Annotated in this window: 18 protein-coding genes; 7 read left to right on the top strand and 11 right to left on the bottom strand. The window is 37.7% G+C overall.

The window, feature by feature from the left end:
• Positions 1 to 2: 2 nt before the first annotated feature.
• From POD11_RS13535 to serA, 3 genes are all read right to left on the bottom strand, one after another.
• Positions 3 to 866 carry an EamA family transporter gene (locus POD11_RS13535; RefSeq protein ID WP_262457515.1) on the bottom strand — a complete coding sequence of 288 codons (864 nt, stop codon included), beginning with the start codon at positions 864 to 866 and terminating at the stop codon, positions 3 to 5.
• Between the two features lie 91 nt (positions 867 to 957).
• Positions 958 to 1842: an EamA family transporter gene (locus POD11_RS13540; protein ID WP_224992039.1), complete on the bottom strand. Its 885-nt coding sequence runs from the start codon at positions 1840 to 1842 to the stop codon at positions 958 to 960.
• Between the two features lie 98 nt (positions 1843 to 1940).
• The gene (gene serA, locus POD11_RS13545; protein ID WP_224992038.1) at positions 1941 to 3173 is read right to left on the bottom strand and encodes a phosphoglycerate dehydrogenase; all 1233 of its coding nucleotides are present in this window, start codon (positions 3171 to 3173) and stop codon (positions 1941 to 1943) included.
• Between the two features lie 379 nt (positions 3174 to 3552).
• On the opposite strand from serA, the gene POD11_RS13550 reads away from it, so the two are divergent.
• Together POD11_RS13550 and POD11_RS13555 are read left to right on the top strand one after the other, a co-directional pair.
• Entirely contained in the window at positions 3553 to 4962 is a 1410-nt protein-coding gene (locus POD11_RS13550) for an FAD-binding oxidoreductase (protein WP_016142911.1), read from the top strand.
• A gap of 95 nt (positions 4963 to 5057) precedes the next feature.
• Positions 5058 to 5426 carry a hypothetical protein gene (locus POD11_RS13555; RefSeq protein ID WP_016142912.1) on the top strand — a complete coding sequence of 123 codons (369 nt, stop codon included), beginning with the start codon at positions 5058 to 5060 and terminating at the stop codon, positions 5424 to 5426.
• Between the two features lie 49 nt (positions 5427 to 5475).
• Here POD11_RS13555 and POD11_RS13560 read toward each other — a convergent pair whose 3' ends face one another.
• Both POD11_RS13560 and POD11_RS13565 read right to left on the bottom strand, forming a co-directional pair.
• Positions 5476 to 5790: a putative quinol monooxygenase gene (locus POD11_RS13560; RefSeq protein WP_262457516.1), complete on the bottom strand. Its 315-nt coding sequence runs from the start codon at positions 5788 to 5790 to the stop codon at positions 5476 to 5478.
• Positions 5791 to 5803: 13 nt separating this feature from the next.
• Positions 5804 to 6391, bottom strand: coding sequence for an NAD(P)H-dependent oxidoreductase (locus tag POD11_RS13565; protein ID WP_224992037.1), 588 nt, complete (start codon positions 6389 to 6391; stop codon positions 5804 to 5806).
• A gap of 236 nt (positions 6392 to 6627) precedes the next feature.
• On the opposite strand from POD11_RS13565, the gene POD11_RS13570 reads away from it, so the two are divergent.
• Positions 6628 to 6996 carry a hypothetical protein gene (locus POD11_RS13570; protein WP_262457575.1) on the top strand — a complete coding sequence of 123 codons (369 nt, stop codon included), beginning with the start codon at positions 6628 to 6630 and terminating at the stop codon, positions 6994 to 6996.
• 366 nt (positions 6997 to 7362) lie between these two features.
• Positions 7363 to 8592: a chloramphenicol efflux MFS transporter CraA gene (gene craA / locus POD11_RS13575; protein ID WP_239967077.1), complete on the top strand. Its 1230-nt coding sequence runs from the start codon at positions 7363 to 7365 to the stop codon at positions 8590 to 8592.
• Positions 8593 to 8634: 42 nt separating this feature from the next.
• Here the strand turns inward: craA and yccS are convergent, their stop codons facing one another.
• The 4 genes from yccS to POD11_RS13595 all read right to left on the bottom strand — a co-directional run bounded on the left by yccS (position 8635) and on the right by POD11_RS13595 (position 13570).
• On the bottom strand, positions 8635 to 10785 hold the full coding sequence (yccS, locus tag POD11_RS13580) for a YccS family putative transporter (protein WP_262457517.1): 2151 nt from the start codon (positions 10783 to 10785) through the stop codon (positions 8635 to 8637).
• Between the two features lie 203 nt (positions 10786 to 10988).
• The gene (sodC, locus tag POD11_RS13585) at positions 10989 to 11558 is read right to left on the bottom strand and encodes a superoxide dismutase [Cu-Zn] SodC (RefSeq protein ID WP_262457577.1); all 570 of its coding nucleotides are present in this window, start codon (positions 11556 to 11558) and stop codon (positions 10989 to 10991) included.
• 125 nt (positions 11559 to 11683) lie between these two features.
• Complete coding sequence (locus tag POD11_RS13590) at positions 11684 to 12802, bottom strand: AI-2E family transporter (protein ID WP_016142919.1); 1119 nt, start codon at positions 12800 to 12802, stop codon at positions 11684 to 11686.
• Between the two features lie 123 nt (positions 12803 to 12925).
• The gene (locus tag POD11_RS13595; RefSeq protein WP_262457518.1) at positions 12926 to 13570 is read right to left on the bottom strand and encodes a ParA family protein; all 645 of its coding nucleotides are present in this window, start codon (positions 13568 to 13570) and stop codon (positions 12926 to 12928) included.
• Between the two features lie 158 nt (positions 13571 to 13728).
• On the opposite strand from POD11_RS13595, the gene POD11_RS13600 reads away from it, so the two are divergent.
• Together POD11_RS13600 and POD11_RS13605 are read left to right on the top strand one after the other, a co-directional pair.
• On the top strand, positions 13729 to 14196 hold the full coding sequence (locus POD11_RS13600; protein WP_016142921.1) for a Holliday junction resolvase-like protein: 468 nt from the start codon (positions 13729 to 13731) through the stop codon (positions 14194 to 14196).
• A 139-nt stretch (positions 14197 to 14335) separates the two neighbouring features.
• Positions 14336 to 14899, top strand: a complete 564-nt coding sequence (locus POD11_RS13605) for a hypothetical protein (protein WP_239967079.1) — start codon at positions 14336 to 14338, stop codon at positions 14897 to 14899.
• Positions 14900 to 14950: 51 nt separating this feature from the next.
• Here the strand turns inward: POD11_RS13605 and POD11_RS13610 are convergent, their stop codons facing one another.
• The gene (locus tag POD11_RS13610; protein ID WP_262457519.1) at positions 14951 to 15484 is read right to left on the bottom strand and encodes a hypothetical protein; all 534 of its coding nucleotides are present in this window, start codon (positions 15482 to 15484) and stop codon (positions 14951 to 14953) included.
• 26 nt (positions 15485 to 15510) lie between these two features.
• Entirely contained in the window at positions 15511 to 16299 is a 789-nt protein-coding gene (locus POD11_RS13615) for a class I SAM-dependent methyltransferase (protein ID WP_262457520.1), read from the bottom strand.
• Positions 16300 to 16426: 127 nt separating this feature from the next.
• Between POD11_RS13615 and POD11_RS13620 the strand changes: the two genes are divergently transcribed.
• Positions 16427 to 17704 carry a hypothetical protein gene (locus POD11_RS13620; protein ID WP_262457521.1) on the top strand — a complete coding sequence of 426 codons (1278 nt, stop codon included), beginning with the start codon at positions 16427 to 16429 and terminating at the stop codon, positions 17702 to 17704.
• The last annotated feature ends 350 nt before the right edge of the window (positions 17705 to 18054 follow it).

Below are 18054 nucleotides of genomic sequence, written 5' to 3' on the forward strand. Positions count from 1 at the left end.
ACCTACGCAGCTTTTTTAGTACTTCTTAAAGTAACCCCAATCGAGGCCAGCATTACACAAGCCAAAGCCACCCATTGCAGCGTGCTGATTTCTTCGTGAAGTAATAAGAAACCCGTTAATGCTGCCAATGCTGGTGCTAAACTTGTTAGAGTACCGTAAGTCAATTTATTGAGTTGTTTGAGTGCCATTAAGTCGAGTGCATAGGGAATAGCAGTTGCTAAAACCGCAATAAGTAATGCTTTACCCCAGTACTGTGTCTCAAGTAATGCAGGAGCATTATGCCAGATCCCAATTGGTAGTAATGCAAGTGCAGATACGCCAATTCCAATTGTTAATGCGTGCATCCCTATATTTTGAGTCACAACTTTATGGCCAAAATAAATATAGAAGGCCCAGCAAAGGCCCGCTCCTAGGGCACAAGCTGCACCTACATACGAGAAATGATGTTGAACTGGGTTTTGCCAAGGTACCATGAGTGCAATACCTAACATGGCAAGCGCTACCCAAATGTAGTCACTCTTTTGTTTAATAGAAAGAAGCGCAAGGCCTAATGGACCAATAAACTCTAAGCCAACAGCAATACCTTGGGGTAATTTTCCGAGCGAAGTATAAAATAGGATATTCATTAACCCTAAAGATGCGCAGTACATCAACAAATCACGCCATTTTAAGTAGGGTAAGCGAGACCAGATTTTCCATGAACGAAACATGACGGCAACAATAACTGCTGCAAAACAGAGTCGTAAAATTGTGACAGTGAGCGGATCTAATGTGGCAATGAGCTGCTTGGCAAATGAAGCGCTGATTTGATAAGAAACCATCGACAAAATCATATACAGCACAGCAATAATTGGAAGATTTTGCATGGGAAAAACCTTAGCGCTTCATTTGATATTTAAAAAATAATAGGAGTCAATTATAACGAATACTGAGTTTTAACTAGCAAAGATCATTAAATTAACTTGCCGCTTTTTCACGTTCTTGGCGAGCTTTTTGGGTGGTTATGGTGCAACCAACAGAAGCAGTAATAATGGTTGCAAGTGCTAGCCATTGGTTCCATAACAGATATTCGCCTAAAAAGATAAAACCAGATAGCGCTGCAACTGCGGGTTCTAGGCTCATCAATGTTCCAAAGCTTAAAGGTGTCAAATTGCGCAGCGCCAACATTTCTAATGAGAACGGAAGTGCACTGGCTAAAATGGCTAAACCGATAAAATAAAAAAGATAGGGAAGTTCTATCACTTGCCCAATTGAGCCTGAGAACAGAGTAATGGGTAATAAGATACATGCACCCACACTCATTCCTAAACACACCGTGTGATTACCAGAAATACCTGAAGGTTTCTGCCCAGCAATAATATAAAGCGCCCAACAAGCGCCTGCGCTAACAGCAAATAAGACCCCAATCCAATCTAAACTATGGGCCTGATTGAAAGGGAAAAGTAAAATCAGCCCAATAATTGCGAAGCTCACCCAAACAAAATCATATTTTTGGCGTGCGTGGTATAACGCCACACTTAAAGGACCAATAAACTCAAAAGCAACCGCGATCCCAATTGGTAAGCGTTCGATCGACAGATAAAACAGTGCGTTCATTCCTGCCAGCGCAAATCCATAAGCCAAGATAGCTTTCCAGCGAACCTGACTAAAATTAATTCGCCAAATTTGGAAAATAATGGCAAGAATAATTGCACCTAGACATAAGCGCATTGCAGAGACAGTGAGCACAGGAAAGTTCTGAAACAGAATTTTTGCTAAAGATGCACTGCTTTGTACGCTTAACATAGCGAGAATGAGAAAGCCCAAAGCATGCAGCTGAGATTTCTGGTTCGAACTGGACATTTTATTATTTGATCGATTGGTATACTTTTCACATGATAATGTAAATGCCCATAAAAAAGCCACAGACAAAGCTGTGGCTTTTAAATTTACAGTTCGTATTAGAACAATACGCGCACGCGAATTGTACCTTCAACTTCATGCAACATATCTAAAGCTTCGTGAGAAGCAGAAGCGTCAACGTCCATGACGAGGTAACCGATGTCGCCTTTAGTCATAAGTGACTGACCAGAAATGTTGATACCTTGTTCAGCAAACAAGTTGTTGATTTTAGACAATACACCTGGCACGTTTTTGTGGATGTGCAATAAACGGTGTTGGCCAGCTGTCAATGGTAATGCGATTTCTGGGAAGTTAACCGCAGAAAGTGTCATACCTTTATCAGAGTAAGCAACAAATTTCTCTGCAACTTCTAAACCGATGTTTGCTTGCGCTTCCATGGTTGAACCACCAACGTGAGGAGTTAAAATCACGTTGTCTAAGCCGCGAAGTGGAGACTGGAATTCTTCACCGTTTGCTTTTGGCTCTTTCGGGAATACGTCAACTGCTGCACCAGCAATATGACCAGATTTGATTGCATCAGCTAAATCTTCAATCACTACACATGTACCACGTGCAGCATTTAAGAAAATCGCGCCTTCTTTCATTTTCGCAAATTGTTCTTTAGTGAAGAAGTTGCGTGTAGATGGAACATCTGGCACATGTAAAGTCACAACATCTGCAGTTGCTAAAAGCTCATCTAAAGAACCAACTTGGCGAGCATTACCCATTGGTAATTTAGTTACTGCATCATAATAAATGACATGCATACCCATACTTTCAGCAAGAACTGAAAGTTGAGAACCGATGGAACCGTAACCCACAATACCTAAAGTTTTGCCACGAGTTTCAAAAGAACCGACAGCAGACTTGTCCCAACCACCACGATGACAAGCTGCCGATTTTTCAGGAACACGGCGAAGAAGAAGAATCGTTTGGGCAAGTACAAGCTCTGCAACCGAACGCGTATTTGAATACGGTGCGTTAAATACAGGAATACCACGTGCCATTGCTGCTTTAAGATCAACTTGGTTTGTTCCGATACAGAAACAACCTACTGCGATCAATTTATTTGCAGCTTCGAAAACTTCTTCAGTCAATTGGGTACGCGAACGAATACCAATAAAGTGAGCATCTTTAATTGCTTCTTTAAGCGCTTCGCCTTCAAGAGCAGTTTTACGATAGTCAATATTGGTGTAACCCGCAGCGTTTAAAGTATCGACTGCGTTTTGGTGAACGCCTTCTAACAAAAGGAAACGGATTTTATCTTTAGGTAGTGAAAGATGTTGGCTCATTACGGCTCCGCTACAAAGGCCAAATTTGGTGGCGGTATAATAACATACTGGGCAGCGCTATAGATATTTCGTTTATACCATCGCCTTATGGCAATTTTATCTATGTCTAATCACTTCTGTTTATGGCTTGTCGCGCATTTAAAAATACGCTTTGTTTGTTATTTAAATGCGATTTTTCTCTGAAAGCCCCATAGAAAGTATTTATTTACGTTAAACATGTTTTGTAGTGACTGTATCTCTATTCTGAACTTTATCGCTTGCGCGGATACATGTAGAATATAGGAGTTCCTTGAACATTATGGCTTTGCTCAGGTGAAAACCTTGAGAAATATAAGGTCATAGTCCCACCACAGTTTACTTCTTGCTAGGTCTGCAAACGATGAATGCTCCAGTCGCTTTAACACCTGAGTTACTCACCCAATTAACAGCAATCGTCGGTGAAAACCGTATTAAAACCGATGCTGATAGTCTCGAAAACTGGGGTAAAGATCATACCAAGCATTTTAATCCAAACCCATCGGTCATCGTTTTTCCATCAACGACTGAACAAGTTCAGGCAGTTGTAAAGCTTGCGAACCAATTTAATATCGCGATTACACCGTCAGGTGGTCGTACTGGTCTCTCTGCTGGTGCGGTAGCAACCAATGGTGAAATTGTCATTAGCATGGATAAAATGAACCAAATTCTTGAGTTCTTCCCAGCAGATCGTATGGTTCGAGTGCAAGCTGGTGTTGTGACTGAGCAATTGCAGAATTATGCAGAAGAACAAGGCATGTATTATCCAGTGGACTTTGCGTCAGCAGGTTCTAGCCAGATTGGCGGTAATATCGGTACTAATGCCGGTGGTATTAAAGTTATTAAATATGGCATGACACGTAACTGGGTGCTTGGGTTAACCGTAGTGACTGGTAAAGGCGATATTTTACGTTTAAACAAAGGCATGGTCAAAAATGCAACTGGTTATGCATTACAGCATTTGTTTATTGGTGGGGAGGGTACTTTAGGTTTAGTGACTGAAGCAGAAATTAAACTTGAGCGTCAACCACAAAACTTACAAGTTTTAGTTTTAGGTGTTCCTGACTTTGATGCAGTAATGCCTGTACTACATGCATTCCAAAAAGATATCGATTTAACTGCATTTGAGTTCTTTGGTGAACTTGCAATGCAAAAAGTTTTAAATAATGGTCATGTACAACGTCCATTCGAAACTGAATGCCCGTTCTATGTATTGCTTGAGTTTGAAGCGCCATACGAGCCGATTATCGATAAAGCAATGGAGATTTTCGAGCATTGCATGGAGCAAGGTTGGGTACTTGATGGTGTAATGAGCCAGAGCCTTGACCAAGTAGAAAGTTTATGGCGTTTACGTGAAGATATTTCTGAATCTATCGCGCCGTTTATTCCATACAAAAATGATATTTCAGTGTTAATTACTCACGTGCCTGCATTTATTCGTGAGATTGATGCGATTGTTCAAGAAAACTACCCAGACTTTGAAATTTGCTGGTTTGGTCATATCGGTGACGGTAACTTGCACTTAAATATTTTAAAACCTGAAAACTTAACCAAAGATGAGTTCTTTGCGAAGTGTCAGGTTGTGAATAAATATGTGTTTGATACCGTGAAAAAATACGATGGTTCAATCTCTGCTGAACATGGTGTCGGTATGACGAAAAAGCCATATTTGGAATATTCACGTTCGCCTGAAGAAATTGAATATATGAAGGCATTGAAAAAAGTATTTGACCCAAATGGTTTGATGAACCCAGGTAAATTATTTGATCTTTAAGTTAGATCTATTTTGTAGAGCTACATAGTTTCTACAGAGTAACCGACAAAGCCATAGCATCATAAAGCTATGGCTTTTGTTTTTTGGTGATAAAAATGCAACGTTTATTTTTAATTTCAGCGCTTTGTGCGGGACTTTTTACTGGCTGTGCGACCACCAGTAAACTAATTCCTTTTGTGGCTTCTGAAACCCCAATGCAACAAGTACTTAAAGCTCAACCAGAGATCGTAAAAGAGCATAACAATACCTCAGTTCAGCAAGTATTTAACCGTGTAGAATCTCCAACAGTTTCCCGTATTACCGTGATTCAAACTGGTTTAATGGATGATTCTGTTTCTGCAATCCGAACAGAATATTCATTTAAATTGATTGATGAAAAGTGGCAATTACAAAATAAACAAAAGAGCTATCAATGCGCGAGAGGGAAAGGCTCTAGAGGCTTTCAAACGCAGCTTTGTTCTTAAAAATAAAAAAGACGATAAATATATCGTCTTTTTTTATGGTCTAAATAAATTATACGCCGCTTTCTAAAATTTTAATTTTGACATCAATAACATCATCTTTAACTGCTGCGTGATGTGCTTGCATATGCGGAGTAGCTAAATGTGCTTCAAGGTGAGCCACACTTTCCCATTTTTCCAACATGACAATTGTGTCAGGATCTTGAGTCTGAAAGCTCGCACTTGGCTTGTGATCAACTAAAGGTTCATAACCATGGCAACCATCTTCTGCTAAAACAGTGGGAATGATTTTTTGAAAGGCATCCAATACATTCTGGCGATGTTGTCCGCCTGATTGAGTACGAATTTCCGCAATAATGGTTAGCATGGATTTCTCCTTATTAGGCTGCTGCAAATACAGTATTTAAGTGTGCTTTATATTCTTCAATATAACTATCAACGTCAGGCATTTTAATCACGTCGTTTACAATAAAAGTAGGTAATGTAGTCATGCCTAAGAATTGATTGGCCTTATGAAATGGTAAATAAACGCCGTCTACCCCTATGCCATGGAAGAACTGATCTGCATCGTCAAATGCTTCCATCGGTGCATTCCAGGTGAGTGATAGCATATATTTTTTGTCATGAATTAAACCACCTGAACCATATTTTTTTGAGGCATCAGAACGGCTACGGCCATCACTTGCATAAAGGGAACCATGGCCTGTGGTAAACACATCATCAATATATTTTTTGACTGTCCAAGGTGCACCCATCCACCAGCCTGGCATTTGATAGATAACGACATCTGCCCACAAGTATTTTTCAACTTCACTTTCAGCATCATAATTGCTGTCTGCACGAGTGACTTGAACTTCGTGTCCGAGTTCCGTGAGATGTGTAGTTGCGAGGGTGGTTAATGTGTCATTTAATTCACCGTTTGAATGGGCAAATTGTTTAGCGCCATTAATCACTAAAATCTTACTCATGGAAGTTGCTCTCATTAAATTCCTGTATTTGAGACATACTCTATGGGATTTACTGTTGTAGAAAAATGCATGAATTGGAAAAATATTATTGATTAAAAATCAACAATTATTAAGATTTTTCTTTTTAAAAACTTCCTATCTCATTCATATCACTCATCTTATGGATGTTTACAAAGTTCAAAGGAAAAAACAGCTTATTCGTTTTAGCATTAATTTTGAGTAAATAGAGGGGAAGGATAATGAAAAAAAATTGTTTGTTGATTATTTTCAGCTTAAGCATATTAACGGCTTGTGCTCCGCCTCAAAATTCTTCGACTCAACTTGCTGATAGTCCGATACAGGCTGTATTACTTGATCAACCAGATCTTTTAAATGATGCAAGCAATTTAGATATTTCGCAGCAAATGAATGCTGCAGATGATCCTTCCAATGCGCAAGTTACTATTTTACAAACAGAGCCTAGTCCAGATGCTGTCTCGAAAACACGTACTGAATATTTATTAAAACGAGATCAGCAAGTTTGGAAAATTGTGAATAAAAAGCAAAGCTATCAATGTACAAAAGGGGAGGAAACCACAGACTTTCAAGTTAACCCTTGTCCTTAATGTTTAATTTTTTATCGAATATGTGGATAACTTTGATTTTGTACACAACAGAAGTTTTTAGTTTTTTAGGGCAAAAATTGAAATTTGAATTTCTTGAAATTGCATGATTGCTGATCAATTTAAAAAATGCTATTGTTGCGCTCGGCAATTGTGCCGATTGGTAAAAATTACCGAATCTCACGTCATACATTTTTTCTCGTTTTAGACACCCTGTGAATACGGTGTTTCACATTCTAAACATGCACTCTCACGGCATATAACAACTTAACTAAAGATTGATTGACCATACATGTCATCGTCATGACTACATCTTATTTTTTAGATAGTCATAGAGACATATGGCCGCTATTTTGAAGTGTAAAACTCATGAAAAATATTCAAACGACAACGTTGAACCGTACAACGTTGATGTTTCCTTTAGCTTTAGTGCTATTTGAATTTGCGGTTTATATTGGTAATGACTTGATTCAGCCAGCCATGTTGGCAATTACTGAAGATTTTGGGGTGAGTGCAACTTGGGCACCCTCTTCAATGTCATTTTATTTATTAGGTGGCGCCACAGTTGCATGGTTGCTGGGGCCTTTGTCGGACCGGCTCGGACGTAAAAAAGTACTATTAGCAGGAGTTTTATTTTTTGCTCTATGCTGTTTTTTAATTTTACTGACGACGCAAATCGAGCAATTTCTAGCTTTAAGATTTTTGCAGGGAATTGGCTTAACTGTAATTTCAGCTGTTGGTTATGCGGCCATTCAAGAGAGTTTTGCTGAGCGTGATGCGATTAAAGTCATGGCACTCATGGCGAATATCTCGTTACTTGCACCCTTGCTCGGACCTGTACTTGGTGCTTTCTTAATTGATTATGTGTCTTGGCATTGGGGTTTTGTCGCCATCGCTGTATTGGCATTACTCAGCTGGATCGGTTTGAAAAAACAGATGCCAAGTCAGCAAGCGAGTGTAACCAAGCAACCCTTTAGTTATCTTTTTGATGACTTTAAGAAGGTGTTTACCAACCGCCGTTTTTTAGGTCTAAGCCTTGCATTACCCTTAGTGGGCATGCCTTTAATGTTATGGATTGCTTTATCTCCAATCATTTTAGTAGATGAATTAAAACTTACCAGTGTGCAATATGGTTTAGCTCAATTCCCTGTATTTTTGGGTTTAATTGTAGGTAACATCGTCTTAATTAAAATTATTGACCGTTTGGCTTTAGGGAAAACGGTCATGATGGGTTTGCCTATTATGCTGTTGGGTACACTCATTTTAATCTTGGGTGTGATGTGGCAAACCTATCTCATACCTTGTTTGCTTACAGGTATGACTCTGATTTGTTTTGGTGAAGGGATTAGTTTCTCAGTCTTATATCGTTTTGCTCTCATGTCATCTGAAGTATCAAAAGGAACAGTTGCCGCAGCAGTTTCGATGTTGTTGATGATGAGTTTCTTTGCAATGATTGAGCTAGTACGTTACCTCTATACACAATTTCATTTATGGGCTTTTGCATTATCTGCATTTACCTTTATTGCTCTTTGGTTTAGCCAACCGCGAATTGCTCTAAAGCAGGAAATGCAAGAAAGAAAGCTCGAAGGAAATGATTAAATTAAAAATACCGGAATCAATATTCCGGTATTTTTTTTAGTTTTACATCATTTCTTGTTCTAAAAGCTTGCCTTTAAGTGTTAATAGTTCAGGCAAGGTTTCTAACAATAAAGTGATTTGTTTCAAGACTAATATATATTTTTCGGAAAGGTGTTCATGTGCAGTTATGCTTTGAATTTCTTGTAAGATTTGTTCAATAAGCTTCGGATTGGGAAGTGATTGCTCAAGAACACTCTGGCTTATCATTTGCTGGCAGCGTAACAATAATTGCAAAATCTGCTCATCATCAATTTTTTGACGCTGACTTCCTAACGCTGCTACGTAACTCAGTTGGCTGTGGCTATAGACCAGATAACGAAAAGCATAATGGATGAGTTGAGGGTTAGGGTTCGGTTCGGCACTTAAACTCGAGATCATATTTGATAGCTCGATTTGAGCATTATGCGCAGCACGACGAATTCGGCGGTACTCTATATCCTGCTTTTTTCCATATTGATATTGTTCAACAATCACATTGAAATAATCTAAGGTGGCTTTGCTACTTTTCTTAATATTGTTTGGAATATTACGGAAGTTCCAGTCGGGCCAAATAAAGTTTACGGCAAGCCATGCAATCAAACAGCCTAATAAGGTATCGATTAGGCGAGGTAAAATAATGCTGTAACCTGCGCCTTTTAAGTTAAAAATGAGCAATACCATTAAGGTTGCCATCAGTGTTGCTAGGGCATATTTCTTCTGGCGTAAGTAGAAAAAGCTAACTCCACAAATAATGGTAAGAATGAGCTGGCCTTCAATACTTGGAACAAAATATAAAATAGGTACGCCTAATAAAACGCCGAGCAAAGTACCAATAGTTCTTAGTTTAAGACGGCTTTTAGTCGCAAAATAAGTAATCTGACAGACAAATAAGCTAGTGAGCAAAATCCAATAACCATGCTGTGCAAAGGGTAATAATGAAATCGCATAACCTACCGCGAAAACGACAGCAATTCGTATAGCGTGTCTAAACAGGGCTGACTGCGGCGTAAGTTGCTGCCGAAGTTTTAAGATAAGATCTGAAAATCCTTGAATATCATCATCAAGTAAATTTAAGTGTTCTTGTCTTGTTTGAGTGTTATTTTCAGGAACAGGTTGGGCATATTGCAGTTGTTCAAACTGTTCATGCATTCCTTTTAAATTATCAAAAATAAGTTTTAAATTTTTAACTTCAAAATTTTGTGGATGTTGTTGTATCCAGTCTTTTAAAGAACTTTCCAAATGTCCTAATACGGTTTGACTTTCTTGCGAAGGCTGAAATGGCTGGTTATATAAAATACATTGAGCTAATTTTTGGCATGCTTGCGCTTGTAGTCGTAGGTTTTTTTGGAAACGGAAAATAAGATCACTGCGGCTAAAATTCTGTTGAATATGTTCGTAATGTAAATAATTTGAAGTCGCTTGCTCGTGAATATCACGGGCGAAAAAATACAGGTTTAGCCAATAGATACTTCTATTACTCACCCTCGAAGCTTTCAATCGAGTAAGCAAGGAGCTGCGGATTTGATTAAGACTTTGAGCAACTTGCGTATTTTGTAAGGATAGTTCATATAAAAGCTGTTCTACATTCTCTTTATTGTCAGGATCAAACAAACGTGCTTTAGCTTGCAGTAATGCAGAAATTTCTTGAAAGATTTGTGAGAGTTTGTCTTGTAAGGGAAGGGTAGGTTTAATAATAAAAAATAAAATAGAAGTTAAACCGTACCAGAGAGCACCATACACAAAATAGGTAGGTTGTTGATACCAATGTACATATTCACCTACCCCGAACATGCTATAAATGGAGAGCAAAATTGTGCCAAAAGAAATCGTGGCATAACGTTGCCCTAAGGCTCCTAGTAAAATAAAAAAAGCACTTGAGATTGAGAGATATAAAATAAAGAAAATTTTGTAGGGAGCTAAAAAGCCAAGGATACTGCTGACTGTAAAAAAGAGCAGGCAGACATAGGCCAAGTTACGTAATCGAATACTTAAACGATCATCAAAGTCCGTTAAAGCTGCTGCAATTGCTCCTAAAGTGACTGGAACAATTAGCTCGTTATGTCCTAACCAAAGCAAACCTAAAGTTGTGCCTGTGAGTACAATCAAAATTTGCAGGCAATAAATTAAAATAGAGTTTGTCTTAAAGCTATTAATTAATTGGGTCAGATAATTCACGGCTTTTGTTCTAACTTAGAGAATACGTGAGAAAGCAGTATGGAACTTTAAATTTTTATTACTTCAAAAATATTATTCTTTTTATCTACAAAAGTCAGTCAATTTTTAAGATTTTATTATGCTTAGACCAAGTTGTAATGATTAAAAAATTAGCAAAATTGTGGATATCTTTTTAGATACCCACAATTTAAAAAAGACATCAATTATTTAATCACGCCACACGCAATTCGTGCTCCGCCACCGCCAAGAGGTTGAGGTGAGTCTGAGTAATTGTCGCCACCCGCGTGGATCATAATAGCTCGACCTTGAATGTCAGCAAGTTTTAATCGAGGTGCGATCACAGCTGTTGTTGCAACACCTGTGTTATCGACCACCAAGGCAGGTAGATCACCGAGATGGCCTGTGGTTGGTGTACCATGATGAGGTGCTTGGTTCGGGTTATAGTGACTACCCGCAGCTAAAGCCGCACCAGGTTTTCCATCTTTTACAGCAGGTGCACAAGAACCATTTTCATGAATATGGAAACCACGAGTACCGCTTGGTAAGTCAGCAAGGGCTGGGGTAATAATTAAACCTTTATCGCTATCTTGGAAGCTAACCGTACCAATTTTTTTACCTATACCGTTAGCAGTTACTTCATTTACATCAACCACTTTTTTTGTATGCATTGTGGTTAATGCTTGAGCTGTATCAGAAACAGTTTTTGTTACCGAACTACAGCCAACCGTAAAAAGAGCCGTAAGCGCGCAGACCGCGCCAATTTTATTAAACATCTGCATAATTGGATGTCCTTATAAATATGTATGATCGTTTGATTCAAACAAACGCAGGTTTAACCTACAAGTTAATTTAAATAGTTAATTTGTATCTAGAAACATTTTTAAATTAAATAGCGATGTCACTCTTTATCAGTTGAAGATTCATGATCAGAATCATAAATCATAGTGGTTTTTGGCATAGGTTCTGGTTCAATCGTTTCATGTAACCATTCACGCCAAATTGCTAGCAAAATAGCCAAAATGACAGGACCAATAAATAGACCTACCAATCCAAAACTTGCAATACCACCTAATACACCGAACATAATTAATAAGAATGGAATTTTGGTAGCACCAGAAATCACCAGTGGACGAATAACATTATCTGAACTGCTGACAATCACTACACCCCACACAACCACGCCAATTGCTTCCATGGTTTGACCTTGAGAGAACAACCATAAGCCAACGCCTAAATAAGAAATTGGAGTACCAAATGGAATTAAAGCCAATAAGAAAGTAGCAATAGTGAGTACCATAGGGTTTGGTACACCTGCTACGAAGTAACTTAAACCAGCTAAAACAGCTTGAGCAATTGCAGTTAAACCCACGCCATACACGACTGCACGAGTTGTCTCGGAAATCGTATCAAGATAATGATGAATACGAGGGCCAATCACCATTTCTAAAGCTTTACTCACCTGAGATAAAATCAGTTGTCCATCACGATAGAAGAAAAATAGGCTAAATACCGCAAAGCCGAGTTTGACAACATTTTTACTAATTTCACCGAGCAACACACGACCATAACTTAAATGGCTTTGTACCCAAGCTGCGATATTTTGAATCGTGCTATTAGGATCATTATTTAATTCATTGAGTGTGCGAGAGATTTCTTTTCCTATAAAAGGAAGATTCCGGATAAAATCAGGAACACTTAAATGGCCTGAAAAAACCTGACGTTGTAAGTCAAAATATAAATTGCGTCCTTCATGCTGCAAAATAAAAATAGCGCATGTAAAAGGAACGCCCACAACCAAAATGACCAAGCTAATCATGAGTGTTGCATTTAAAGTATTACGGCTTTCTCCAAAAAAACGTTGAATTCTTAAATAAATAGGCCAAGTCATATAAGCAATGATGGCAGCCCAAAGTACAGGAACAATAAAGTATTTCAGGATATTAAATCCCAAAAAAATTAAAATAAAAAACAGCCCAAACAATAAAACGCGCTGTAAATTAGGAGCGTATGGATGCACGAACAATATTTCTCTAATTTTCTACATAGAATAAAGTCATCTTAACTGAAAAATAACCTGAGGCAAATTTTAGGATCCTAATGTAAAGAACCTTATACATTCAGTTTCAGTGCTAAAATTCCTTTAAAACCACTCAGCTTTATCTTCAATTAATTTATTTAGAACTGGTTGCCATTGATTTTGAATCGTAATAAAGTTTTTTTGTGGCTTATCGAAAATGCTTAAACCTTGCATTGCCAAGCTGCCATATGCAGTGCGTTCCGCAATCCAGGCAACAGGTTCTTGCTCAATTTTTTCAAAAAACTGTTGAATGTCTTTTGAACTAGCACTATTGGGTTTGACGCGATTTGCAAGCAGTAAAATCTGAACTTTGCCTTTACGAATACGTTTAATATCTTGTAAATGCTTTAAAAAGCGGCGAGTACTGTCTATATCAAAAAATGATGGCTGAAGTGGGGTAATAATGGCGTGAGCTTCACTAATAAGCTGTTCAGCATGCTCGCCTGAAAGAGCACCTGGTGCATCAATAATTAAATAATCCAGATTTTTTGGTGCGTCACCAATTGATTTTTCATGACGCCAGTCGAGGCTTTGAATTTTTGCGACACCATCGGGGCGCTGTTTTAACCACTGTAAAGCCGATTTTTGATTGTCAGAATCTGCTAATGCTACTTTATATCCTTTTTGTGCCAATGCTGTTGCCAACGTAATGGCCGTCATGGTTTTTCCGCATCCGCCCTTTTGATTTGCAATAAGTATCGTTTTCATAAATCCAATTATTTTCAGCAGCACATTTGTTTATGTTTTATACCTTAGCATCTTTTTATGTGAAGGAGATGACCACATTTGACAAAAGTTTAAGCTGTTTCGTTATTTTAGATATGATTAGATCTGTAATCTTAATTCGCACTTTTTAAGGAAAGTTTATGTCTGTATGGCTTGCCATGCTTATTGGTGCTGGAATTGGCATCATTATCACTACTCTTATTTTATCAAATACTCGCAATGGACGAATTAAGGCTGAATATGAGCAATATATTGCTGAACTTGAACTAGAGCATCAACAAGCCCTCACTCAAGCACAAAAGAGAAGTGTAAATACAAGCCGTGCAGTGTTGAAAGGAAAAATGGCAGAACAATTTGCCCCGGTTTTACCTGAATTTCAATATTTACCCAGTGATGCAAAATTCATGGGCGATCCAGTGGACTATATTATCTTTGATGGATATACCGATTTCCGCGATGGTGATGGGACAGCAGAAGACATCAATATTATTCTACTCGATGTAAAAAGCGGTGGGGCTAGACTGACGAAAGGTCAACAGGCGATTGCACAAGCGGTCCAACAAGGTAGAGTTCGTTTTGAAACTTTGCGAATAGATTTTGAAGACTAATAAGCTGTTTAATTCAGCACAAAAATAGACGAAATTGATCTGTATTGTTACTAAATTTCGATATTTTTTTCATCGCTTAAAGCTATTATAAATTGAAGATCTATTCACTTTGATCTAGCAATATTTGAGGTGTAACGCGATGAAAAAACAACGTTTGATGATGGGCTTTTTAGCTGCTATTGGCATGAGTTCAGCATTTGCATCGACCTCAAGTGAATATAATATTGCCAATGGTTTGAGTCCCATAGAAAAAGATCAATCTATTTCTGTATTACAACCTTTTCAAGGAAATTTCAGAATCTTGGGCTCAAAAGTTTATCAAAATGATGAACAAGCTAAATTTTCTCCTATCGACTATGCCGTAAGTTGGGGATTGTTTGCACAGCCTGAAATTGCACGTCATATTTCAGTGAAACAATATGACCGTTATTTAAACTGGAAAATTCCTAAATTACCTGTTCCAGCAGAGCAAGCTATGCAAATGGTGTCTAACATGCATATCATTCCTGCAAACCCGAAAATTGCAGAACAGATTAAACACGTTAAACGTGGTGATCTGGTCTATCTTAAAGGTGACCTTGTCGAAATTAAGGACAAAAATTTAGTCTGGAAATCGTCTCTTACGCCAACCGATACAGGCGATGGAGCATGTGAATTATTCCGCGTTCAGGCAATTCATTGGGTTGAAAAACAAAATATATAATTTTAAAAAAGCCTTCATATTCATGAAGGCTTTTTATAAGCAATTTAATATTTATTTCTGTTGCGATGCTTTCCAATATTTCAATTGATTTTGCGCTTGTAAATAGTCAGCAAGATCGTTGATCTGTTCATCTTTATTAGCCTGATTATCACTCAAATGTTTTTCTTGGTTTTCCCAATATTGATAAAATAAACCCTGAATGTAACGGCCTTGCTCAGTTTTTAAATCTAAATCTTTTAACATGGTCAGAGAAGAGCGGACATGATCAAGAGTACGTTGTTGCTCAAACTCTGTAGTCAGAGTTCCAGCTTCATGCATTTTTGCTAATTCGCTTTCCATCTCGTCACTCATTTCTGTAAAGCGACGGTCATAATCTTCTAATAGCGCAATATCGTGTGCGTCCTCAGCAGTGGCAGGGAATGTCTTAACTGGTCTTTCATTTAGTTTTTCTAAAACCTGATCGGTAGACGAGGTGGCAGAAGGTTGCTCCGTCTTAGCAGGCTCATCCGCTTTTTTACAGGCAGTAAGAAATAGGCCAGAGCAAAGCAAAGACATTAATATGATTTGAGGTGTTTTCTTCTTCATAACTTTCAACCAAACCTATTCACTAATTATTTAACGGCTAACGTACTTTTCTGAAAGTGATATGCATACGTAACATATGGAAAATGAATCTGATCTTGAGGACCTAATCCCGTAAAATCATAAACAATTTTTTCAAACTGTGCTTTGAGTTGTAACTGATCTTTTTCAGTCATTGCAGCAATAAAACTCGTAGAGAGTAAACGTTTACTTACGACTTGTTCGACAGGACCACATTGCGATTGTGTAAATGTTTGTAGACTATCAAACACGAATAAATCTTGTTGTTCAAACACACGTTTCCACTTTTCACTATGGTAACGCGGCGTGTCTCCTTCAAGTGAGAGTAAAAAATCAGCTAAGGCTTTTACCCAGTCCGTACGTTCGTCGCGTTGATTCCAAACGAGTCCTAAATGTCCTTGCGGTTTTAAGACCCTATACATTTCTGTTAAGGTATCAAGGTTATCAAACCAGTGAAAAGATTGCGCACAAATAATGGCATCAATTATATGGTCTGCTACAGGAATTGAATTGCTAAAAGCCTGTAATGTTTTGATATCAGAATAAACTTGTTGGAGCTGCTGTAACATCTCGCCAATTGGCTCAACTGCAATAACATCTGCATGTGTTTGTTTTAAGTAGGGTAAGAATTTGCCAGTACCCGATCCAAGGTCAATAACAGTAGAGTTTTCCTGTATTTGTAGGCAATTTTGCAGCCAACTTACTATTTCTGCGGGATAATTGGGTCTAACTTGCTGATATAGTTCAGCAGCTGAACTGAAGCCTTTTTGAGCGGCAGGATGTAAGGATTGTGTCATATTTTGCGCTTTTTAATCTGACTGGCATCTATAAAATAAGATACTCCGCAATCATAAATTGGCAAAACACCTATTTTGTTTCATTTTTGACGTTGTATGTGGGAGTAAATTTTCTTTCGGTGTGAGCATGGATAAGCAAATTATTTTTGAAGACGAACACATTAGAGCCATTTTTTTACCAGGCGATTCTAATACATTAGTTCTCTCTTTTGGCGATTTGATTACCCGAGCGAGTGGCTTATCTATCAATGCTGAAAAGTCCCTAATTAAATACCAATATAATGTTATTGGGGTAATGCCAAAACAAAAATCATGGTTTCCTCAAGCAAGCATGATTGAGCTGGCAAAAGCGATTTCGCCTATTTTAGAAGGCTTTAAAAATATTGTGGGTTATGGCGGTTCAATGGGCGGCTATGCAGCAATTAAATATTCTAATTTATTGAATATGAACCGTGTGATTGCATTTGTGCCTCAATATTCAATTGATCCTGAGCAGGTTGAAGATCGACGCTATGCTGAGTTTTTCGACGCTGTGGCAAATAAAGACATGCAAATCCAGCCGCAAGATGTGGATGCAGCGCGTGAATACGTGATTGTTTATGATCCATATTTCTCGGTTGACCGTGAACATTATTTAAAAATAAAAGAGCTGTTACCAAACTTACATACGATTCATTTGCCATTTACTGGTCATGAAGCATTGTCTGTATTGGCAAGTTCAAGCTTATTGCATGATTTTATTGAACATGACTTTGATGAAATCTATTTTTATAAGCAGGTTCGTAAGGTCAAAAAGCAAAGTAAATTTTATTTCCGTAATGTACTTGCGCATGTTCTTACCCATCATGACGAAATGTTGTTGAAAATATTGCGCCAGAACGATTTTCAGCTCGATGAACGTTATTTTGATAACCCACTTAAACAGGCTATTACGCGTAGCCTGATAAAGAGTAAGCAAGCAACTGAGCTAGACTTTCAAAAGTTGGGGATTAAAGTACAGCGAATTCAGGAAGCAGCAAATTATAAAGAAGGTTTGCAGACCAGCTTTGGTTCAATTCTGGTATTCAACCTCATTAATTCAAAGTTTGAAAGCTATGCGGTAGATACTCTGCTGGTGAATAAATCTTATTTGGTTCCAATTGTGGCTGAACACACAGGTGTAGTGCATATTGAATTAAATAATGAAATTTATTTGTTAGCTATGAATGATCGTAAGATTATTAAATTGTTCAAGAGTGAAGAGCCTTTAACGTCGGATATGAGCCCGTTTGTAGTCAAAAAATATTCTGACTCTTTTTCAATTAGCTATAAGCAACTAAATTTGTCTTGTGATGAACAAGGGTTGTGTGAATTTACAGAAGGTTCAATCCAGCCTACAGAACAATTGACTCCGATTAGCTATTAAAAATTTATAGCGCTTAAATAAAGCTCAAACCTGAAAGTTTGAGCTTTATTTTTTGCTTAAAAATAAATTTTTTTATAAATTTATTTGTATATTATTTTAAAACTCATTATTTAAATAAATAGTGGGTTTATTATGTACATATTCTCTGTATTAAAAGCAGCCATGACCAGCCATGTATATAAATATTATATTTAAAAATAAATGGGGTTTTAATATATATAAATTTTGGAAATAATATAAGGTTAATTAAAATACAGTTATAACTATAAAAAATATTAAATAATTGTTTTTAAATATTATTTGTTTTTAGTGCAAGAGACTTGGTTAAAATAAGTCCACTCCTTAAAGAT

The organism is Acinetobacter sp. P1(2023), assembly GCF_028367635.1.
Taxonomy (GTDB): Bacteria; Pseudomonadota; Gammaproteobacteria; order Pseudomonadales; family Moraxellaceae; genus Acinetobacter; species Acinetobacter pittii_E.

What these genes read in the sequence shown, in the direction of transcription:
- POD11_RS13535 (WP_262457515.1), bottom strand. Translation starts at nt 866, where the DNA reads ATGCAAAATCTTCCAATTATTGCTGTGCTGTATATGATTTTGTCGATG.
- POD11_RS13540 (WP_224992039.1), bottom strand. Translation starts at nt 1,842, where the DNA reads ATGTCCAGTTCGAACCAGAAATCTCAGCTGCATGCTTTGGGCTTTCTC.
- serA (WP_224992038.1), bottom strand. Translation starts at nt 3,173, where the DNA reads ATGAGCCAACATCTTTCACTACCTAAAGATAAAATCCGTTTCCTTTTG.
- POD11_RS13550 (WP_016142911.1), top strand. Translation starts at nt 3,553, where the DNA reads ATGAATGCTCCAGTCGCTTTAACACCTGAGTTACTCACCCAATTAACA.
- POD11_RS13555 (WP_016142912.1), top strand. Translation starts at nt 5,058, where the DNA reads ATGCAACGTTTATTTTTAATTTCAGCGCTTTGTGCGGGACTTTTTACT.
- POD11_RS13560 (WP_262457516.1), bottom strand. Translation starts at nt 5,790, where the DNA reads ATGCTAACCATTATTGCGGAAATTCGTACTCAATCAGGCGGACAACAT.
- POD11_RS13565 (WP_224992037.1), bottom strand. Translation starts at nt 6,391, where the DNA reads ATGAGTAAGATTTTAGTGATTAATGGCGCTAAACAATTTGCCCATTCA.
- craA (WP_239967077.1), top strand. Translation starts at nt 7,363, where the DNA reads ATGAAAAATATTCAAACGACAACGTTGAACCGTACAACGTTGATGTTT.
- sodC (WP_262457577.1), bottom strand. Translation starts at nt 11,558, where the DNA reads ATGTTTAATAAAATTGGCGCGGTCTGCGCGCTTACGGCTCTTTTTACG.
- POD11_RS13595 (WP_262457518.1), bottom strand. Translation starts at nt 13,570, where the DNA reads ATGAAAACGATACTTATTGCAAATCAAAAGGGCGGATGCGGAAAAACC.
- POD11_RS13600 (WP_016142921.1), top strand. Translation starts at nt 13,729, where the DNA reads ATGTCTGTATGGCTTGCCATGCTTATTGGTGCTGGAATTGGCATCATT.
- POD11_RS13605 (WP_239967079.1), top strand. Translation starts at nt 14,336, where the DNA reads ATGAAAAAACAACGTTTGATGATGGGCTTTTTAGCTGCTATTGGCATG.
- POD11_RS13610 (WP_262457519.1), bottom strand. Translation starts at nt 15,484, where the DNA reads ATGAAGAAGAAAACACCTCAAATCATATTAATGTCTTTGCTTTGCTCT.
- POD11_RS13615 (WP_262457520.1), bottom strand. Translation starts at nt 16,299, where the DNA reads ATGACACAATCCTTACATCCTGCCGCTCAAAAAGGCTTCAGTTCAGCT.
- POD11_RS13620 (WP_262457521.1), top strand. Translation starts at nt 16,427, where the DNA reads ATGGATAAGCAAATTATTTTTGAAGACGAACACATTAGAGCCATTTTT.